At 67.6% G+C, this 18,502-nt stretch carries 16 protein-coding genes; 8 read left to right on the top strand and 8 right to left on the bottom strand.

What is annotated here, in order from left to right; genetic code table 11:
* Positions 1–68 precede the first annotated feature (68 nt).
* Positions 69–653, top strand: coding sequence for an LppU/SCO3897 family protein (locus tag IF67_RS45265; RefSeq protein ID WP_037839991.1), 585 nt, complete (start codon positions 69–71; stop codon positions 651–653).
* A gap of 110 nt (positions 654–763) precedes the next feature.
* Here the strand turns inward: IF67_RS45265 and IF67_RS0128930 are convergent, their stop codons facing one another.
* A complete protein-coding gene (locus IF67_RS0128930; RefSeq protein WP_051818696.1) occupies positions 764–2,239 on the bottom strand; it encodes a CCA tRNA nucleotidyltransferase in 1,476 nt (491 codons plus the stop codon).
* Positions 2,240–2,490: 251 nt separating this feature from the next.
* Here IF67_RS0128930 and IF67_RS0128925 point away from each other — a divergent pair, with 251 nt between their 5' ends.
* The 7 genes from IF67_RS0128925 (at position 2,491) to trxA (ending at position 12,173) form a co-directional block, all read left to right on the top strand.
* On the top strand, positions 2,491–4,746 hold the full coding sequence (locus tag IF67_RS0128925; RefSeq protein WP_037839989.1) for a DUF6049 family protein: 2,256 nt from the start codon (positions 2,491–2,493) through the stop codon (positions 4,744–4,746).
* A 46-nt stretch (positions 4,747–4,792) separates the two neighbouring features.
* The gene (gene murJ, locus IF67_RS0128920) at positions 4,793–7,021 is read left to right on the top strand and encodes a murein biosynthesis integral membrane protein MurJ (protein ID WP_030990599.1); all 2,229 of its coding nucleotides are present in this window, start codon (positions 4,793–4,795) and stop codon (positions 7,019–7,021) included.
* Positions 7,022–7,128: 107 nt separating this feature from the next.
* Positions 7,129–8,850, top strand: a complete 1,722-nt coding sequence (locus IF67_RS0128915; protein WP_030990597.1) for a protein kinase family protein — start codon at positions 7,129–7,131, stop codon at positions 8,848–8,850.
* 225 nt (positions 8,851–9,075) lie between these two features.
* On the top strand, positions 9,076–9,771 hold the full coding sequence (sigM, locus tag IF67_RS0128910; protein ID WP_030990594.1) for an RNA polymerase sigma factor SigM: 696 nt from the start codon (positions 9,076–9,078) through the stop codon (positions 9,769–9,771).
* On the top strand, positions 9,768–10,715 hold the full coding sequence (locus IF67_RS0128905; RefSeq protein ID WP_030990592.1) for an anti-sigma factor family protein: 948 nt from the start codon (positions 9,768–9,770) through the stop codon (positions 10,713–10,715). The genes sigM and IF67_RS0128905 overlap by 4 nt, the downstream gene beginning before the upstream one ends.
* Positions 10,716–10,829: 114 nt before the next feature.
* Positions 10,830–11,801 carry a thioredoxin-disulfide reductase gene (gene trxB, locus IF67_RS0128900; RefSeq protein ID WP_030990590.1) on the top strand — a complete coding sequence of 324 codons (972 nt, stop codon included), beginning with the start codon at positions 10,830–10,832 and terminating at the stop codon, positions 11,799–11,801.
* A gap of 45 nt (positions 11,802–11,846) precedes the next feature.
* Positions 11,847–12,173, top strand: a complete 327-nt coding sequence (gene trxA / locus IF67_RS0128895) for a thioredoxin (RefSeq protein WP_030615259.1) — start codon at positions 11,847–11,849, stop codon at positions 12,171–12,173.
* Positions 12,174–12,257: 84 nt separating this feature from the next.
* Here trxA and IF67_RS0128890 read toward each other — a convergent pair whose 3' ends face one another.
* The 7 genes from IF67_RS0128890 to yidD all read right to left on the bottom strand — a co-directional run bounded on the left by IF67_RS0128890 (position 12,258) and on the right by yidD (position 18,499).
* The gene (locus IF67_RS0128890) at positions 12,258–12,875 is read right to left on the bottom strand and encodes a GNAT family N-acetyltransferase (RefSeq protein WP_030075726.1); all 618 of its coding nucleotides are present in this window, start codon (positions 12,873–12,875) and stop codon (positions 12,258–12,260) included.
* Positions 12,876–13,183: 308 nt separating this feature from the next.
* Positions 13,184–14,284: a ParB/RepB/Spo0J family partition protein gene (locus IF67_RS0128885; protein ID WP_078889686.1), complete on the bottom strand. Its 1,101-nt coding sequence runs from the start codon at positions 14,282–14,284 to the stop codon at positions 13,184–13,186.
* Complete coding sequence (locus IF67_RS0128880; RefSeq protein WP_078889685.1) at positions 14,281–15,351, bottom strand: AAA family ATPase; 1,071 nt, start codon at positions 15,349–15,351, stop codon at positions 14,281–14,283. The genes IF67_RS0128885 and IF67_RS0128880 overlap by 4 nt, the downstream gene beginning before the upstream one ends.
* A 306-nt stretch (positions 15,352–15,657) precedes the next feature.
* A complete protein-coding gene (gene rsmG, locus IF67_RS0128875) occupies positions 15,658–16,383 on the bottom strand; it encodes a 16S rRNA (guanine(527)-N(7))-methyltransferase RsmG (RefSeq protein WP_030990584.1) in 726 nt (241 codons plus the stop codon).
* A 134-nt stretch (positions 16,384–16,517) separates the two neighbouring features.
* Positions 16,518–17,024, bottom strand: coding sequence for a protein jag (locus IF67_RS0128870; protein ID WP_030075718.1), 507 nt, complete (start codon positions 17,022–17,024; stop codon positions 16,518–16,520).
* A 14-nt stretch (positions 17,025–17,038) separates the two neighbouring features.
* Positions 17,039–18,178 carry a membrane protein insertase YidC gene (yidC, locus tag IF67_RS0128865; RefSeq protein ID WP_030990583.1) on the bottom strand — a complete coding sequence of 380 codons (1,140 nt, stop codon included), beginning with the start codon at positions 18,176–18,178 and terminating at the stop codon, positions 17,039–17,041.
* Between the two features lie 3 nt (positions 18,179–18,181).
* The gene (gene yidD / locus IF67_RS0128860) at positions 18,182–18,499 is read right to left on the bottom strand and encodes a membrane protein insertion efficiency factor YidD (protein ID WP_006604423.1); all 318 of its coding nucleotides are present in this window, start codon (positions 18,497–18,499) and stop codon (positions 18,182–18,184) included.
* Positions 18,500–18,502 lie beyond the last annotated feature (3 nt).

The following is an 18,502-nucleotide window of genomic DNA, read 5'->3' as shown; positions in this document are numbered from 1 at the left end:
GGCGCCGGGACCAGATACCTTACGCACGTCCTACACGAGCCTGTACACATCAATATCGGGGGAGATTCATGACCACGCCGCCGCAGGGCCAGCAACCATATGGGCAGGCGCCGTACGGGCAGCAGCCGTACGGGCAGCCCTACGGACAGAACTCTTACCCGCAGGCACCGCCGGCACCCCAGGCCCCCTACGGCCAGCCCCAGGGCGGATACGCCTACCCCCAGCAGCCGCAGGCTCCGTACGGACAGCCGCAGCAGGGCTACCCCGCGCCGCCGCAGCAGCCCTTCATGCAGGGCGGAGCTCCCGTACCGCCGCCGCGGCCCGGCAAAACCCGTTCCCCCAAGGCGATCCTGAAGGGCATCGTCGTCGTCATCGGGCTGGTCTTCATCGGGGTCGCCTGGATCAGCAGCATGAACGACGCGGACAGCGCCGAGGTCGGCGACTGCGTGAAGAAGTCCAGCAGTGCACTCGACGACGGCCTCGAGGTGGTTGATTGCGGCACCTCGGACGCCCAGTACAAGGTGTCCGCGGTGCACGAGGACACCTCGGACCCGTCCGTGTGCGCCGCAAACGAATCGGCGTACACCAAGAGCGTGCACCGTCGCAGGCGGGCCGACACGCACATGGTGCTCTGTCTGACCTCGGCGAAGTAGCGCGCCGCGAAAGCGCTGGACAAGCCGTGGGGCGGTGTTTCACGTGAAACACCGCCCCACGTTTCACGTGAAACATGGCAGCTCGCCAACCGCCTGTTTCACGTGAAACATCAGCCCTGCGTGGCCCACCACTCCTTCAGAGCGGCGACCGCTGCCTCCCGCTCCATGGGTCCGTGCTCCAGCCGGAGCTCCAGCATCTGCTTGTACGCCTTGCCGACCTCGGGCCCCGGACGGATGCCCAGGACCTGCATGATGTCGTTGCCGTCCAGGTCTGGGCGGATCGACTCCAGCTCTTCCTGTTCCTCCAGCCGCGCGATGCGTTCCTCGAGCCCGTCGTAGGCACGCGACAGGGCACTGGCCTTGCGCTTGTTGCGAGTGGTGCAGTCCGAACGCGTCAGCTTGTGCAGCCGCTCCAGCTGCGGGCCGGCGTCTCGCACATACCGACGGACCGCGGAATCCGTCCACTCACCCGTCCCGTAACCGTGGAAGCGCAGATGCAGCTCCACCAGACGCGAGACGTCCTTGACCATGTCGTTGGAGTACTTCAGAGCGGTCATCCGCTTCTTGGTCATCTTCGCGCCCACCACCTCGTGATGGTGGAAGGAGACCCGGCCGTCCTTCTCGAAGCGCCGCGTCCGGGGCTTGCCGATGTCGTGCAGAAGGGCAGCCAGCCGCAGCACGAGATCGGGCCCGTTCTCTTCGAGGTCGATCGCCTGCTCCAGGACCGTCAGCGAGTGCTCATAGACGTCCTTGTGGCGGTGATGCTCATCACTTTCCAGCCGCAGCGCGGGCAGCTCAGGCAGGACCTTGTCGGCCAGGCCCGATTCGACGAGCAGCCGCAGCCCCTCACGCGGGTGCGCGGACAGGATCAGCTTGTTCAGCTCGTCCCGCACACGCTCCGCGGAGACGATCTCGATGCGGTCCGACATCGCCTTCATCGCGGCGACGACCTCGGGGGCCACCTCGAAATCCAGCTGGGCGGCGAAGCGGGCCGCGCGCATCATCCGCAGCGGATCGTCGGAGAACGACTCCTCCGGCGTCCCCGGCGTGCGCAGCACGCGCGCGGCCAGGTCCTCCAGGCCGTCGTGCGGGTCGACGAACTCCTTCTGCGGCAGCAGCACCGCCATGGCGTTCACCGTGAAGTCCCGACGCACCAGGTCGTCCTCGATGGTGTCGCCGTACGACACCTCGGGCTTGCGAGAGGTGCGGTCGTACGCCTCGGAGCGGTAGGTCGTGACCTCGATGTCGAACGACTCTTTCTTGCAGCCAACCGTCCCGAAGGCGATGCCGACCTCCCAGACCGCGTCCGCCCACGGCCGGACGATCTTCAGAACGTCCTCGGGGCGGGCATCGGTGGTGAAGTCCAGGTCATTGCCGAGCCGGCCCAGCAGCGCATCCCGGACCGAACCGCCGACCAGGGCAAGTGTGAACCCGGCCTCCTGGAATCGACGGGCCAGGTCATCCGCGACGGGGGACACCCTCAGCAGCTCGCTCACGGCACGTCGCTGGACATGGTTCAGCGCGTTCGTCGACTGCGGGGTCCGCTCGGCGATCGGGGCGGGGAGGTCATTGTTGGCGTTCGGCACAACAAAACAGGGTACGTGGCCGCGCAGCGCAAGGCGTCACGTAATAAAGGGGACAGGCTGGGCGCGGGCCCCTCCGGAGCCGCGATCATGTGGAGCAGTCCCTGGCACTTCGTCGCAGCGGGTCTCGTTACCATTCGTGGACGCACATTCCGAACGACCACTGACGACGACGAGGGACGGGCGAGCGCGTGGCCGAGGCGGCAGGGTTCCAGGGGACTGAACGGCCGCGTGGTCGATGGCTGCGAAGGACCGTGACACTGCTCACTGGAGTGCTCCTTCTCATGGGGCTGCTCCAGGTTCCGCATGCCGCGTCCGCCCAGGCGGCCCCGACGGGCTCCCGCACGGTCGACGTCACCATCGATTCCATGTCCCCGTCCGCTCCCTCCAAGAACGACACGGTCACCGTCTCCGGCACGCTCACCAACGACGGCCGCAGCACGATCACGGACGCGCATGTCGGAATGCACCATGGATCCGCGCTCGGCGGCCGTAGCTCCATCGAGAATGCGTCCCGTCGTACCGGTTATCAGCCGGGTACGGACGGTGAGGAGATCAAGGGCCACAGCGACAAGATCGGCAAACTGGAGCCCGGCGTCAGCCGCCCCTTCAGCCTCAGCGTGCCGGTCAAGGACCTCGAGCTCACCGATAGCGGTGTGTACCCGATCGGCATCTCTCTGTCAGGGCGCTCTCAGGCCGCGCCGTACGGGCAGGTCCTCGGCTTCGACCGGACGTTCCTGCCCTGGCAGACGGCCAATGCCGACAAGAAGACCCAGCTCACGTACATGTGGCCGCTGATCTCCCCCACTCACCTCACCGCCGAGACGGATGCCGACGCTCAGCAGACGCCGGTCTTCCGCAACGATGACCTCGCTGCCGAGCTCGCGCCCGGAGGCCGGCTCCAGCAGATGGTCGCACTCGGCAAGAACCTGCCGGTGACCTTCGTCATCGATCCCGACCTGCTCGCGACCGTCGACGCGATGACCAAGTCGTACCGGGTGGACGGCCCGGACGGGCCCATGGGCAAGAACCAGGCAGTCGCCAAGCAGTGGCTGCACGACCTCGAAGAAGCGGTCAAGACGCACGAGGTCGTCGCGCTGCCCTTCGCCGACCCCGACTTGGCCTCGCTCGCCCACCACGGCAAGGGCGTGCCCAGCGCGCTCAGCCACCTCGGCCCGGCCACCGACCTCGCCGACAAGACCGTGGACACGATCCTCGGAGTCAAGCCCCGCACGGACTTCGCCTGGCCCGTCGACGGCGCGGTCGACTCGTCCATCGTGGATGTCGCGACCTCGGCCGGTGCACACAACGTGATCACCCGCAGTGACAGCCTGCGGGATGCCGACAGGCTGCCCTATACCCCGACGGCGGCCCGCCCCATCGGCGGCGGCAACACCGCAGTCGTCGCGGACGCGCAGCTCTCGCGGGCCTTCGAAGGCGATATGTCGAAGGCCGGAGACTCCACCCATGCGGTCCAGGAGTTCCTCGCCCAGACCCAGATGATCAACCTTGAGGACCCCGGTCGGCAGCGCAGCATCGTCGTCGCGCCGCAGCGCATGCCCTCGGTCAGCCAGGCCCACGCCATGGCCACCGCCCTGCGGAGTCTGGACGACTCCGGGAGCTGGACCCAATCGCTGAACCTCGCCGGCGCGGCCAAAGCCAAGCCCGACCGTGCCGCCACCCGTCATGTGCCGAGCGGCGCCGCCTACCCGTCCTCACTGCGCAGGCAGGAACTCCCCGTCAGCGCCTTCCGGCAGATCCAGGGCACCCAGTCCGCGCTGGACGACTTCCAGGTGATCCTGGCCCAGCCGGAGCGCGTGGTGACCCCGTTCGGCAACGCCATAATGCGGGAGATGTCGACGGAGTGGCGGGGCAACACCGCCGGCGCCAAGACGTTCCGGCACTCCGTACGCAACTACCTCGACGGTCTGACCAAGAAGGTTCGCCTGATCCAGAAGTCGGGGGCAACGCTCTCCGGGCGCAGCGCCACGATTCCGGTGACGGTGCAGAACAACCTGGTCCAAGGCGTCAAGGACATGACGCTGAAGCTGACCTCGTCCCAGCCCAACCGTCTGGACGCGGGCAAGTCGCAGCAGATCACGGTGGACGGCGGGCACAGCCAGTCGTTCAAGTTCGACACCACCGCGAACGCCAATGGCCGGGCATGGGTGACCGCCCAGCTCTACACGGCGGACGGAAAGCCGTACGGTGAGCCGATGATGTTCCAAGTGAACGTCACGGAGATCACCGCCACGGTGATGCTCGTCATCGCAGGCGGCGTGCTGCTGCTCGTGCTCGCCGGTGTACGGATCTATCTTCAGCGCAAGCGGGCGGCCACCCGGCGGACCGAGAACGGGTCCGACGGCGACGAGCCCGATGACGGTTCAGGCACGGATGGCGACAACGGCGGCACGGACGGCGACGAGCCGGAGCAGCCGAGTGACCCCACGCCGGACACCGGATCGGAAAGCTCCGACCCGTCCGGCTCAGGTGAGAAAGTGGACCGTTGATAGATGGCGGGGCCGGATGGCCGGCGACGGATGAGGTGGGGCAGCGATGAATGCGCCGTACGACGGTGACCGGGGCCGGGGCGCCAATGGCGACCCCACGGGGCCGGTCCCTCCGACGCCCCCGCCGCCCGCGGACCAGGATCCCTACGTCCAGGACCCTTACGTCGAGGACGCCTACCGCAATGACCCGCACCGCGCACAGGACCCGACGGCCCAGGATCCGGTGACCGAGGCGCTCTACGACCGCGCCGCGCACCCCCCGCCGCCCCCGGGACAGCCCGCGCATCCGCTCTACCAGCAGCCTGCCGCGGGCCGCCACACGCCCGACCCGCAGCTGTGGGCCTCGCCCCCGCCGCCCGAGCCGCAGGGCCCGACCCGCAATCTCCCGTACGGCGATGCCGCCGCGACGACACAGTTCGTGGGTGTCGACGACCTGATCACCCAGGCCGCCGACGAGCGTCCGGAGCCCGATGCCTTCGCGCATCTCTACCGGGACCAGCAGTCCTACGAGGGCCGGCACCCCGCTCCTGCGCCGATGGGCCCCCCGGTGGCCGGTACGACGCCCGGACCGGAGGCCGTGCCCCACCAGCCCGCGCCGGAGCCGGAGCCCGCCCCCGTGGCGGCGGCCGGCAAGCCCTCCGGCGGCCGCGCCTCCGGCCTGCTGAAGTCCAGCGCGGTCATGGCGGCCGGCACGATGGTGTCGCGTCTCACCGGCTTCGTCCGCTCGGCGCTGATCGTCGCGGCCCTCGGTGGCGCCGTGCTCGGTGACTCCTGGCAGGTCGCCTACCAGCTTCCGACGATGATCTTCATCCTGACCATCGGCGGCGGTCTGAACTCCGTCTTCGTCCCGCAGCTGGTGCGCGCGATGAAGGAGGACGACGACGGCGGCGAGGCCTACGCCAACCGGCTCCTGACGCTGGTCATCGTGATTCTCGGCGCGCTGACGGTGCTGGCGGTCGTGGCGGCGCCACTCCTGGTGAAACTGGTCTCCTTCGACATCTCCCGTGACCCGGCGGCCAACGAGGTCGCCGTCGCGTTCACCCGCTACTGCGTACCCACGATCTTCTTCATGGGTCTGCATGTCGTGATGGGACAGATCCTCAATGCCCGCGGCCGCTTCGGCGCGATGATGTGGACCCCGGTCCTCAACAACATCGTCATGATCGCCACCTTCGGCCTGTTCATCTGGGTCTACGGCACGGCGAACACCTCGCACATCGGCGTCACCACCATCCCCGACGAGGGCATCCGGCTCCTGGGCATCGGCACCCTCCTCGGTCTCGTCGTCCAGGCGCTGGCGATGATCCCGTACCTGCGCGACGCCGACTTCAAGCTCCGGCTGCGCTTCGACTGGCGTGGCCACGGCCTGGGCAAGGCCGCCAAGCTCGCCAAGTGGACCGTGCTGTTCGTGCTCGCCAACCAGGCGGGCGTCCTCGTCGTCACCCAGCTCTCCACGTGGGCCGGCAACACCGCCAACGACCAGGGACACCCGGGCACCGGCTTCATCTCCTACGCCAGCGCACAGCTGATCTGGAACATGCCGCAGGCGATCATCACCGTCTCCGTCATGGCCGCGCTGCTGCCGCGGCTGGCACGGTCCGCGCACGACGGTGACACCGGAGCCGTCCGCGACGACATGTCGCAGGGCCTGCGCACCTCCGCCGTCGCCATCGTCCCGATCTCGTTCGGCTTCCTCTCCCTCGGCATCCCGCTGTGCACGCTGGTCTACGGCTCGTCCGGCGCCGGCATCCCGATGGGCTACATGCTGATGGGCTTCGGTGTGGGGCTGATCCCGTTCTCGGTGCAGTACGTCGTCCTGCGCGCCTTCTACGCGTACGAGGACACCCGCACCCCCTTCTACAACACGGTGATCGTCGCCGCCGTCAACGCCGCGGCCTCCGGTCTCTGCTTCCTGGTGCTGCCCGCCCAGTGGGCCGTGGTCGGCATGGCGGCCTCCTACGGCCTGGCGTACATCATCGGCGTGGGCGTGGCCTGGCGCCGTCTGAGCAAGCGCATGGACGGCGACCTCGACACCGCTCATGTCGTCCGGACCTACGCACGGCTGGCGGGCGCCAGCATCCCGGCCACGATCATCTCGGGCGCCGCGGTGTACGGGATCATGCAGACGCTCGGCAGCGGGTTCCTCGGGTCGCTGGCCGCTCTGGTCGCCGGCTCGGCCGCACTTCTGGCCGTGTTCTACGTAGCTGCACGCAAAATGCGCATCGAGGAACTGAACGCCCTGGTCGGCATGGTCCGGTCGAAGCTTGGGCGTTGATTGAGCACAACCATCGACTGCCACCGTGTGTCGTGCATAGTGGCGGACTGTGGGCACAATTGTCTTGGCTCATTGAGCCTGCAACGGATGGGGAGGCAGGAACGACGGTGGCGGAACGGAGCACGGCTGCCGTCGACGTGGCTGACACGAGCGGTGAGGAACCGCTGACCGCCAAGGCGGGTAAGGCCACGGACGACGGTGCTAAGGCCGAGAAGGTATCCGGCGGGGAAAAGGACGCCGCAGGCACCGACGAGGAGCGTGCCGCGGCGATCGAAGCCGAGCCACCGGAGCTGCACAGCGGCCACAAGCTTGCCAGACGCTACCGCCTCGAGGAGTGCGTCACCCGTCTGGACGGATTCAGTAGTTGGCGCGCGGTCGACGAAAAGCTGCGCCGCGCCGTCGGCGTGCATATCCTGCCCGCCGACCACCCGCGGGCGCGGCCGGTGCTGTCCGCCGCCCGTTCCTCGGCACTGCTGGGTGACCCCCGGTTCGTCCAGGTCCTGGACGCCGTCGAAGAGAACGACCTCGTCTACGTGGTCCATGAGTGGCTGCCGGATGCCACCGAGCTCACCACGGTGCTCGCGAACGGCCCCCTGGAGCCGCACGACGCCTACCAGCTCGTCAGCCAGGTCTCCCAGGCCATGGCCGCCGCGCACCGCGAGGGCCTTTCCCATCTGCGGATCACGCCCGGCTCGGTGCTGCGTACGGAGTCCGGGCAGTACCGCATCCGCGGACTGGCCGTCATGGCGGCGCTGCGCGGCATCACCTGCGAGCACCCGCAGCGCACGGACACGGAGGCGATCGGTGCGCTGCTCTATGCCGCGCTGACGCAGCGCTGGCCGTACGAGAACGATGCCCATGGCCTCACCGGCCTGCCCAAGGGTGTCGGGCTCATCGCACCCGACCAGGTGCGGGCCGGCGTTCACCGCGGGCTGTCCGAGCTCGCCATGCGTGCCTTGATCAACGATGGCGCCACGGCTTCCCGCCAGGAGCAGCCGTGCACCACCCCGGAGGAGCTGGCCAAGGCCGTCGCGGCCGTACCGCGTATCCGGCCTCCGGAGACCTCCTTCACCACACCTCCGCCGTACCAGCGCACGGGATTCCAGCAGGGCAGCTACCGGCAGTCCCCGGGGCAGGCGACGCAGCCGACCCGGGCGACGCAGCCTGTCGCCACTCCGCCGCCCCCGTTGCAGAGCCGCACCGGCCGGGCGCTCAAGTGGTCCGTCTCCGCGCTGCTCATCGCGGCGCTGGGGCTGGGCAGCTGGCAGCTGGCAGACACCCTGCTCAAGCGGGAGAAGGACCAGGACGACCCGAGCAACTCGCAGCCAAGCGGCGGCGGGGCCAAGAAGCCCCAGGGCAAGCCGATCAAGATCGTGGACGGTAGTGAGTACTACCCCGACGGCCAGCCGCAGCACGCGAATCAGGCGCAGGACACCTATGACGGGAACCCCAGCACCTACTGGGGCAGCAAGGGCTATCACGAGGGCCCTGATCTGAACCCGGCCTTCAAGAAGGGCGTGGGCCTCGTCTACGACCTCGGCTCGAAGCAGCAGATAAGCGGCGCGTCGATCGGTCTGCACTACACCGGCGATCACACCACCGTGACGCTCTATGCAGCCAATTCGCTCTCCCCGTCCGAGCCGCTCAGCTCCATGCGGCAGCTCGGAACGGGCAGGACCGCGGACTCGACTGCCAAGGTCAAGCTGAAGCAGCCGGAAAAGGCACGCTACGTCGTCGTATGGCTCACCGCGATGCCGTATGCGCCGGGTGACGGGTACACCGGCGCCGGGTACCGGCAGGGTGTGACAGAGGTGTCCTTCACCAGCTGAGCAGGTGGCGAGGCGGCACGACCGTCCAGGACAGTGGTGGGGCTCCGGTCCGGTATGCGGGCCGGAGCCCCACACCCTTGGGCGCTGCTGCTGTGCGGAACGCCCACGTGAGAACGGCGTATATCGGCCACCTGCCTGCTCACCGCCGCCTTCCGACAGCATTTACATTCATGACCTGGCGGGCTTCAATTGGACCGAGATCAGGCAGCTACGGCCGGGGGGCCCGTGTCCACCGACAGCGACAAGGCTTCGATACCAACCGACGCCGATCTCCTTGCCCTGCACGTAAAGGGCGACCCCGACGCGTTCGGGGAGATTGTCCGGCGCCATCGCGACCGGCTCTGGGCAGTGGCGTTGCGCACTCTCAGCGACCGCGAAGAGGCCGCTGACGCAGTCCAGGACGCCCTGGTCTCCGCCTATCGCGCCGCCCACACCTTCCGCGGGCAGTCCGCCGTGACGACCTGGCTGCACCGCATCACGGTCAATGCCTGCCTGGACCGGGCCCGTAAGGCCGCCTCTCGGCGCACCTCGCCCGTTGCCGAGACCGAGCGGCTGGAGCAGCTTCTCGAGCCCGAGGAATCCGCCGCGGCCCCTGCCGAGCGCCAGGATCTGCACCGGGAGCTGCTCAGCGCCCTGCGCACCCTTCCCGAGGAGCAGCGTGCCGCGCTCGTCCTCGTCGATATGCAGGGCTACCCCGTCGCGGAAGCCGCGGCGATCCTCGATATCCCCACCGGCACGGTGAAAAGCCGGTGCGCACGGGGCCGCGCTCGGCTCCTCCCCTTGGTCACCCATCTGCGCGCCGACAACGGGGATAGCAAACCCGCGAGCGGGGGAAGGAACCGGGCGCAGGGGACATCCGTCCCACCGACGGCAGGGCCGAAGGACACAGGTGCCGTGAAGGGCGGAGGTGGGCGAGCGTGACGTCGACGACCGGCACGGGTGAGCACCCCACAGGGGAGCACCCGGAAGTCTCCGAGATTTCCGACCTCACGGACGGGCTGCTTTCTCCCTCCCGCAGCGCGGATGTACGTGAGCATCTCGCCGGCTGCCCGCTGTGCGATGACGTCTATGCCTCCCTGGAAGAGATTCGGGCGCTGCTCGGCACTCTCCCCGGCCCGGTCCGGATGCCAGCCGACGTGGCCGGTCGCATCGATGCCGCCCTTGCCGCCGAGGCGCTGCTGGATGCCACCGCCCCCGGCGGCGTCGTGGCTCATGTTTCACGTGAAACAGCCACCATCCCCGTCGCTATTTCACGTGAAACCGATGAGCTGCCCCGCCGTGCCACGCCGCCCGCCCGGCCGTCCGGGCGGCCCCGGGGCTCGTCCGGGCCGGGTCGCCAGTCACCCGGCGAGCGCTCGTCCCGTGCACGGCGCTGGCCCCGGATTCTGCTCGGTAGCGCTGCGGCCGCGGCGGTCTTCAGCTTCGGCGGCCTGCTCATCCAGAACGCAACCGTCGACGGCACCCAGGCAAAAGGTCCTGACCGGGCCACCGTCACCCCCAAAGCGACCACGGATCGCGCGGCCGGCCTGACCGCCGCCAGCCTGGGATCGCGTGTCCACGATCTACTGGCGTCAAAGGGCTCGCACAAGTCCCCGGAGATCGGCACGCGAACCTCCCCGGAGTCGACGATGCGCGGCGGTGCCGACACCATCCCCTCGTGTGTCCGCCTCGGGATCAAGCGTACGGAGACTCCGCTCGCGTCCAGCCACACTCAATACCAGGGCAAGGACGCCTACCTCGTGGTTCTGCCGAATCCGTCCGATCCGAAGCGCGTCTCCGCGTATGTCGTCAGTTCCTCTTGCGTCTCCGCCACGCCGCCGGCTCCCGGAAAGGTCCTGCTGTCTCACTCGTACCAGCGAGACTGAGCGACGAGAAGTGCGCTGTGACACTCCGGGAATGCTCGGCCCGTAGGATCCGTTGGGTGGGGTGAGAGTTCCGAGAGCCCCAGCAAGCAGTCGGCAGAGACAAGGAAGACACCCGTGAGCGACGTCCGCAACGTGATCATCATTGGCTCCGGGCCCGCGGGCTATACCGCAGCGCTCTACACCGCCCGCGCGTCCCTGAAGCCGCTGGTCTTCGAAGGTGCCGTCACCGCTGGGGGCGCGCTGATGAACACCACCGACGTGGAGAACTTCCCCGGTTTCCGCGACGGCATCATGGGGCCGGACCTCATGGACAACATGCGCGCCCAGGCGGAGCGCTTCGGCGCCGAGCTTGTGCCGGACGACATTGTCTCGGTCGACCTCTCCGAGGAGATCAAGACCGTCACGGACACCGCTGGAAATGTGCACCGGGCGAAGACCGTGATCGTCAGCACCGGCTCCCAGCACCGCAAGCTCGGGCTGCCCCGTGAGGACGAGCTGTCCGGCCGTGGCGTCTCCTGGTGCGCCACCTGTGACGGGTTCTTCTTCAAGGACCAGGACATCGCCGTCATCGGTGGAGGCGACACCGCGATGGAGGAGGCCACCTTCCTCTCCCGCTTCGCCAAGTCGGTCACGGTCGTCCACCGCCGTGACACTCTGCGGGCCAGCAAGGCAATGCAGGAGCGCGCCTTCGCCGACCCGAAGATCAAGTTTGTGTGGGACAGCGATGTCGCCGAGATCCACGGCGAGAGCAAGCTGTCGGGTCTGACGCTGCGCAACCGCAAGACGGGCGAGACCTCCGAGCTCCCCGTCACCGGCCTCTTCATCGCGATCGGTCACGACCCGCGGACCGAGCTCTTCAAGGGTCAGCTGAAGCTCGACGACGAGGGCTACCTCAAGGTCGATGCGCCCAGCACGCGGACCAACCTCCAGGGCGTTTTCGCCGCCGGCGATGTTGTCGACCACACCTACCGCCAGGCGATCACCGCAGCCGGCACGGGCTGCTCCGCCGCCCTCGACGCCGAGCGGTTCCTCGCTGCGCTGTCGGACAGCGAGGCCTCCGAGCCGGACAAGACCGCGACCGTCTGATCCGCACCCAGCTTTCCCACCACCCACCCCAGTAAGGAGACTGCCATGGCCGGCGCCACGGTGACCGTCACGGACGACAACTTCGAAGAGGTCGTCCTCAAGAGCGACAAGCCCGTCCTCGTGGACTTCTGGGCCACCTGGTGCGGTCCCTGCCGCCAGGTCGCCCCGTCCCTGGAGGCGATTGCCGCCGAGCACGACGAGATCGTCATCGCCAAGCTGAACACCGACGAGAACCCGGCAACCACCGCCAAGTACGGCGTCATGTCGATCCCGACCATGAACGTCTACCAGGGCGGCGAGGTCGTGAAGACCATCGTCGGTGCCAAGCCGAAGGCCGCGATCGAGCGCGACCTGGCGGACTACCTCGCCTGAGTCGCGCTACGACGTTTCACGGGAAACGGGCCCGCCCCACCAAGGGGACGGGCCCGTTCTCTGTTTCACGTGAAACCGCGTGCTTCACAGCGGCCGCAGGGCGGGTTCCTTCTGGACTGCTCCCAGCAAGCGGTCGAGCGCCAGCTCGACATCTTCCTTCCACGAAATCGTGGTCCGTAGCTCAAGGCGCAGCCGCGGAAAGCGGGGGTGAGGCCGTACGGTCTTGAAGCCGACCGCGAGGAGATGATCGGCGGGCAGCACACACGCCGGCTCGCTCCAGCGGGCATCGCCGAAGGCCTCAATGGCTTTGAAGCCGCGCTGGATGAGGTCCTTGGCGACCGTCTGGACCATCACCCGCCCCAGCCCCTGACCTTGGTAGCCGGGGATCAGCCACGCCGTCAGCAGCTGCACCGCGTCCGGCGAGACCGGGCTGGTGGGGAAAGCCGTGGAGCGCGGCACATACGCCGGCGGGGCGTACATCACGAACCCGACGGGCACCTCGTCGACATAGACGACCCGTCCGCAGGACCCCCACTCCAGCAGTACTGCCGAGATCCAGGCTTCCTTCTCGAGCTCGGGGCGACCCGCCTTTACCGCGGCCTCGCCGCTGACGGGGTCGAGCTCCCAGAAGACACAGGAGCGGCAGCGCTTGGGGAGGTCCGGAAGGTTGTCCAACGTGAGCGGTACGAGCCGACGGCCCATGGAACCAGGTCCTCACTTCCCGCGCCTGCCACACCACGAAGCGCCGTCACCGCCGCCTGCTCTCTGAGCAGACCACCAACGAACCCTCCGACGGCTGCGAGACCGAACCCCGCTGCCAACAGTCCGGTGCGGCTCACCGATTGCATGGCTCTCTCCTCGGTGTGAGGTGTCTCCAGATGGATGCGTGCCATACCCGAACGCATCGTATCCACCCTTTACGGGCACGGGTACCGCAAGAGAGCAAAGGGCGGGCCGTGTTCCGGTATGGGCTCCGGAACACGGCTCGCCCAGGAGCCGAGAGCATCAGCTCACTCTTCTTCGTTGCTTTCCTCCTCGGCCAGCGACTGGCTCAGGACGCGCCCCTCACCAGGGGCAAGCCTGCCGAGGATCCGCTCCAGATCGTCTATCGAGGCGAACTCGACGACGATCTTTCCCTTTTTCTGCCCCAGGTCGACCTTCACCCGGGTCTCAAAACGGTCGGACAGCCGGGAGGCCAAGCCCGTGAGCGCGGGGGACACCCGAGTACCCGCACGGGGCCCCTTGGCCTTGGTCGCGCTCGTGGGGGTCGAACCCATCAGGGTCACGATCTCCTCGACGGAACGGACCGACAGTCCCTCCGCGACGATGCGGCGCGCAAGGTGGTCCTGCTCTTCCGAGTTCTCCACGGAGAGCAGCGCGCGGGCATGTCCTGCGGAGAGCACACCGGCGGCAAGCCGCTTCTGCACGGACGGCGAGAGCTTCAGCAGCCGCAGCGTGTTGGAGACCTGCGGACGCGAACGCCCGATCCGGTCGGCCAACTCGTCATGCGTGCACTTGAAGTCCTTCAGCAACTGGTCGTAGGCGGCTGCCTCTTCCAGCGGGTTGAGCTGTGCCCGGTGAAGGTTCTCCAGAAGCGCATCGAGCAACAACTTCTCGTCGTCCGTGGCCCGCACGATCGCGGGAATCTTCTCCAGGCCGGCCTCACGGCACGCCCGCCAGCGGCGCTCGCCCATGATGAGCTCATACCGCCCCGGCCCCGTCTGCCGGACCACCACCGGCTGGAGCAGGCCCACCTCCTTGATGGAGGTGACCAGCTCAGCAAGGGCGTCCTCGTCGAAGACCTCACGCGGCTGTCGCGGGTTCGGCTTGATCGCATCCAGCGGCACTTCGGCGAAGTGCGCTCCTGCCACCGCTGAGACGCCCGCCGACGATGGCTCCGTCCCGTTCGGTGCTTCCGTTTCACGTGAAACACCGTGCGCCGGCAGCGACGTCACCTTGGCGGCCGCCACTCCTCGCTCCGGAGCCAAGACCGGTGCGGACGACGGTGACGCCGCTCCCTGTCCCGCCGACCCTGCATTGTCCGTGCTCTGCGGTGCCGCGGGGATCAGCGCACCGAGCCCACGGCCCAGGCCTCTACGTCGTTCACTCACTGAGTCCCCTCCGAGATGCTGTGCTGTGCTTCATAGTTGACGTTGAGGCCCTGGCCTCCGGTTTGCGGGGCCCCACGCAACGCGATCTCTCGGGCCGCTTCGAGGTAGGAAAGCGAGCCACTGGATCCCGGGTCATAGGTGAGCACTGTCTGCCCATAGCTGGGTGCCTCGGAGATACGCACCGAGCGGGGGATGCTCGTACGGAGCACCTCGTGGCCGAAGTGACTGCGCACCTCGTCGGCGACCTGGGAGGCCAGCCGGGTCCGCCCGTCGTACATGGTCAGCAAGATCGTCGACACATGGAGCTCGGGGTTGAGATGCCCCCGCACCAGATCAACGTTCCGCAGCAGCTGCCCCAGTCCCTCAAGCGCGTAGTACTCGCACTGAATCGGGATCAGTACCTCGGCGCCGGCCACCAGAGCGTTGACCGTCAGCAGGCCGAGCGAGGGCGGACAGTCGATGAAGATGTAGTCCAGCGGCTGTTCATACGCCTTGATGGCCCGGTCCAGGCGGCTCTCACGCGCCACCAGCGAAACCAGCTCGATCTCCGCACCGGCCAGATCGATCGTGGCGGGCGCACAGAACAGACCCTCCACATCCGCGACCGGCTGCACCACGTCGGAGAGTGGCTTGCTCTCCACCAGCACGTCATAGATGGAGGGCACTTCGGAGTGATGGTCGATCCCCAGCGCCGTCGACGCATTGCCCTGGGGGTCGAGGTCAATCACCAGAACCCGGGCACCGTGCAGGGCCAATGAGGCTGCCAGGTTCACCGTGGTCGTGGTCTTCCCGACCCCGCCCTTCTGGTTGGCAACCACCATGACCCGTGTCTGTTCAGGCCGGGGCAGCCCCTCACCCGCGCGGCCAAGTGCCTCCACCGCCAGCTGAGCTGCACGACCGATCGGGGTGTCGTCCATCGGGGGCGGCGTTTCACGTGAAACGTCGTCCCCGAACGACTCGCTACGGGGACCGGGGACCGGATCGGTCATCGGTCCCGCGATGTTGGCGTCGGACCGCACGGATTCACTCTCCTCGACATCAGGCTCACAGTGTTCAGAGCCTGCCATGCTTTCGGTGTCGTGAACCAGTGAGGTCCGTTCTCCTGTGGACGAATCCACTTCTGTGGATACTTCGCTGACCCTTGTGGGTCTACGGTCGCGCGGCGCGGCGGCCGCACGACCGCGACCGATGATCCCTTGCAGCAGAGAACGACGTTTCACGTGAAACACGATGCCAGCGTCGCGCCTGAATTAGCCGCGACACTCCGTCTTGTGTCGTTTTGATGGCATTTACGAAATTCGCACGTTCCGCTCCCTCGCGGAACGGAAAGCCAGTGCCTCCATGCCGGCCTGTAAGGCTCCGGCACCAGGACGTCAGCGCCGGCGCCCCCTCGATGCACGGCCCACCCGAGCCGCCTTCGCCCGCTTGGCCGCAAAGCGCACACCGCCGGGGCTCTCGCCCACCTCGACCCGCACGACGGTCGAGGGCGGATCCACGATGCCCTCGCCCACGTGCACCACCGAGGTCTCCACCACGCCGAGCTTGCTCAGCGCGGCCCGGGCTCCCTTGAGCTCCTCCTCCGCGGCATCGCCCTTGAGCGCCAGCATCTCGCCGTAAGGACGCAGCAGCGGAACGCCCCAGCCGGCCAGCCGGTCGAGCGGGGCAACGGCACGCGCCGTCACCACATGCACCTGGGGAAGCTTCCCCATGACCTCTTCGGCCCGCCCGCGCACCACCGTCACATGGTCCAGCCCGAGCAGCTCGACGACCTCCTGGAGGAAGTTCGTCCGTCGCAGCAGCGGCTCCAGCAGCATGATCTTCAGGTCCGGCCGCACCAGAGCCAGCGGGATACCGGGCAGCCCGGCCCCCGAGCCCACATCGCAGACCGAGACTCCCTCGGGCACCACCTCGGAGAGCACCGCGCAGTTCAACAGATGCCGCTCCCACAGCCGTGGCACCTCACGCGGGCCGATGAGCCCACGCTTCACCCCGGCGTCGGCGAGCAGTTCGCCGTACCGCACAGCCTCCGGAAAGCGCTCGCCGAAAACCTCCTCCGCCGCCTGCGGCGCAGGAGGGAGCTCCGCTGCTTCCTCCGTCACGGGAACCGCCCTTCCTCTGGACTGCTTTTCCTGCCGGGAACCCGGGTTACGCCCCCGGGATAACACAGAACGCTGACAACTTTTGGCCCCGCCTGCGAGCAGACGGGGCCAAAGAAAACGGGAGCGCTGAGCGGTCAGGCCGGGAGGACAACCACTCGGCGCTGCGGCTCCTCGCCCTCGGACTCGCTCCGGAGCCCGGCCGCCGCCACCGCGTCGTGGACGACCTTGCGCTCGAACGGCGTCATGGGGTCGAGCTTCAGCGGCTCGCCGGTGCCCTTGACCTCCTCGGCCGCCTTCGCACCGATCTCCGCAAGCTCCTCACGCTTACGCGCCCGGAAGCCGGCGATGTCCAGCATCAGACGGCTGCGGTCACCGGTCTCACGGTGAACGGCAAGCCGGGTCAGCTCCTGAAGGGCCTCCAGCACCTCGCCGTCGCGGCCCACCAGCTTCTGGAGGTCACGGCTGGTCGAGTCACTGATGATCGACACAGCGGCACGGTCGGCCTCGACATCCATGTCGATGTCGCCGTCGAGGTCGGCGATGTCCAGCAGACCCTCGAGGTAGTCGGCCGCGATCTCGCCTTCCTGCTCCAGGCGGGTCAGGGTGTCGGTGCCCTTGGTGGCAGGGGTCGTGTCCGTCACGAAAGGACTCCTTCTTACTTCTTCGTCGGGTGCTTGGGGCGCTGCTGGCCCTTGCGCTGTCCGGACTTGGTGGTGCGGGACCCGGAGGCGCCGCCCTTCTCCTTGCCGTCCTGCGCGTCCTTCTTCTCCAGCGACTGCTTCTTCGCAGCACCCTGACCTGCGTCCGTGCCACCCGACGCCGATCCGGCACGCGTACGGTTCTGCGCACCGCCGACCGGAGCGCCGCCGGTCTGCCGCTTGGACTTCGTCTGGCGCTTGGGCTGCTGACGGTTCTGGCGCGCCTCTTCGACGGCCTGCTTCGCGGCGATCTCGGCCGGGTCCTCGACGACCTTGCCCGCGGCCCGCAGCCGCTCCTGGCGCTCCGCGAAGGCCTTGCTGCCCGGAGTCGGGTTACGACGGATGACGAACATCTGCTGGCCCATGGTCCACACGTTGGTGGTCAGCCAGTAGACGAGCACACCGACGGGGAAGTTGATGCCGAAGACGGCGAACATGATGGGGAAGACGTACATCAGCATCTTCTGCTGCTGCATGAACGGCGTCTTCACCGTGAGGTCGACGTTCTTAGTCATCAGCTGGCGCTGCGTGTAGAACTGCGACGCCGACATCAGGACGATCATGATGATCGTGACCACGCGGACGTCGACCACGGAAGCACCCAGGCTCTGGATCTTCTCCGCGCTGTCCATGAACTTCGCCGCCAGCGGCGCACCGAAGATGTGGGCCTTCTGCGCGCTCTCCAGAAGCGGCTGGTCGATGACACCGACCACCTTGTTCTGGGCGATGTGGTTCAGCACCTGATACAGCGAGATGAAGAACGGCGACTGGGCCAGAATCGGGAGACAGCTCGAGAGCGGGTTGGTGCCCGTCTCCTTGTAGAGCTTCATCATCTCTTCGGACTGGCGCTGCTTGTCGCTCTTGTAGCGCTCCTGGATCGCCTTCATCTTCGGCTGGAGCGCCTGCATGTTCCGCGTCGACTTGATCTGCTTCACAAACAGCGGGATCAAGCAGATACGGATCAGCACCACCAGCGAGACGATGGACAGACCCCACGCCGCGCCACTGTCCCTGTCAAAGATGAGGCTGTAGAACGAGTGGAACTGGACGATGATCCAGGAAACAGCGATATAGAGGGGACCGAGGATCGTGTCCACGAATCAGGCTCCTTGGGCGTTGGGCTGAGTCTCGGGCTGGGCGACAGGCTCAGGGACGGTGGGCCCGCCCAGGCGGCTCCTCAGCCGCTGATGCCAAACCGGACGCTTCCGGGGAGGGACGTGGTCGACGCCACCGAGCGACCACGGATTGCATCGCAGGATGCGCCAAGCTGTCAGCGCAGTCCCTTTCACCGCGCCGTGCCGGTCGATGGCCGTGTAGCCATAGTGCGAGCACGACGGGTAGTACTTGCAGACCGGTCCCAGCAGGGGGCTGATGGTCCACTGATAGATCTTGATCAAAAGCAGCAGCGGGTACTTCACTGT

Origin of the sequence: Streptomyces sp. NRRL S-1813 (genome assembly GCF_000719605.1) — a bacterium.
In the GTDB taxonomy this organism is placed as follows: domain Bacteria; phylum Actinomycetota; class Actinomycetes; order Streptomycetales; family Streptomycetaceae; genus Streptomyces; species Streptomyces decoyicus.
This window is presented reverse-complemented; position numbering and strand designations above follow the sequence as displayed.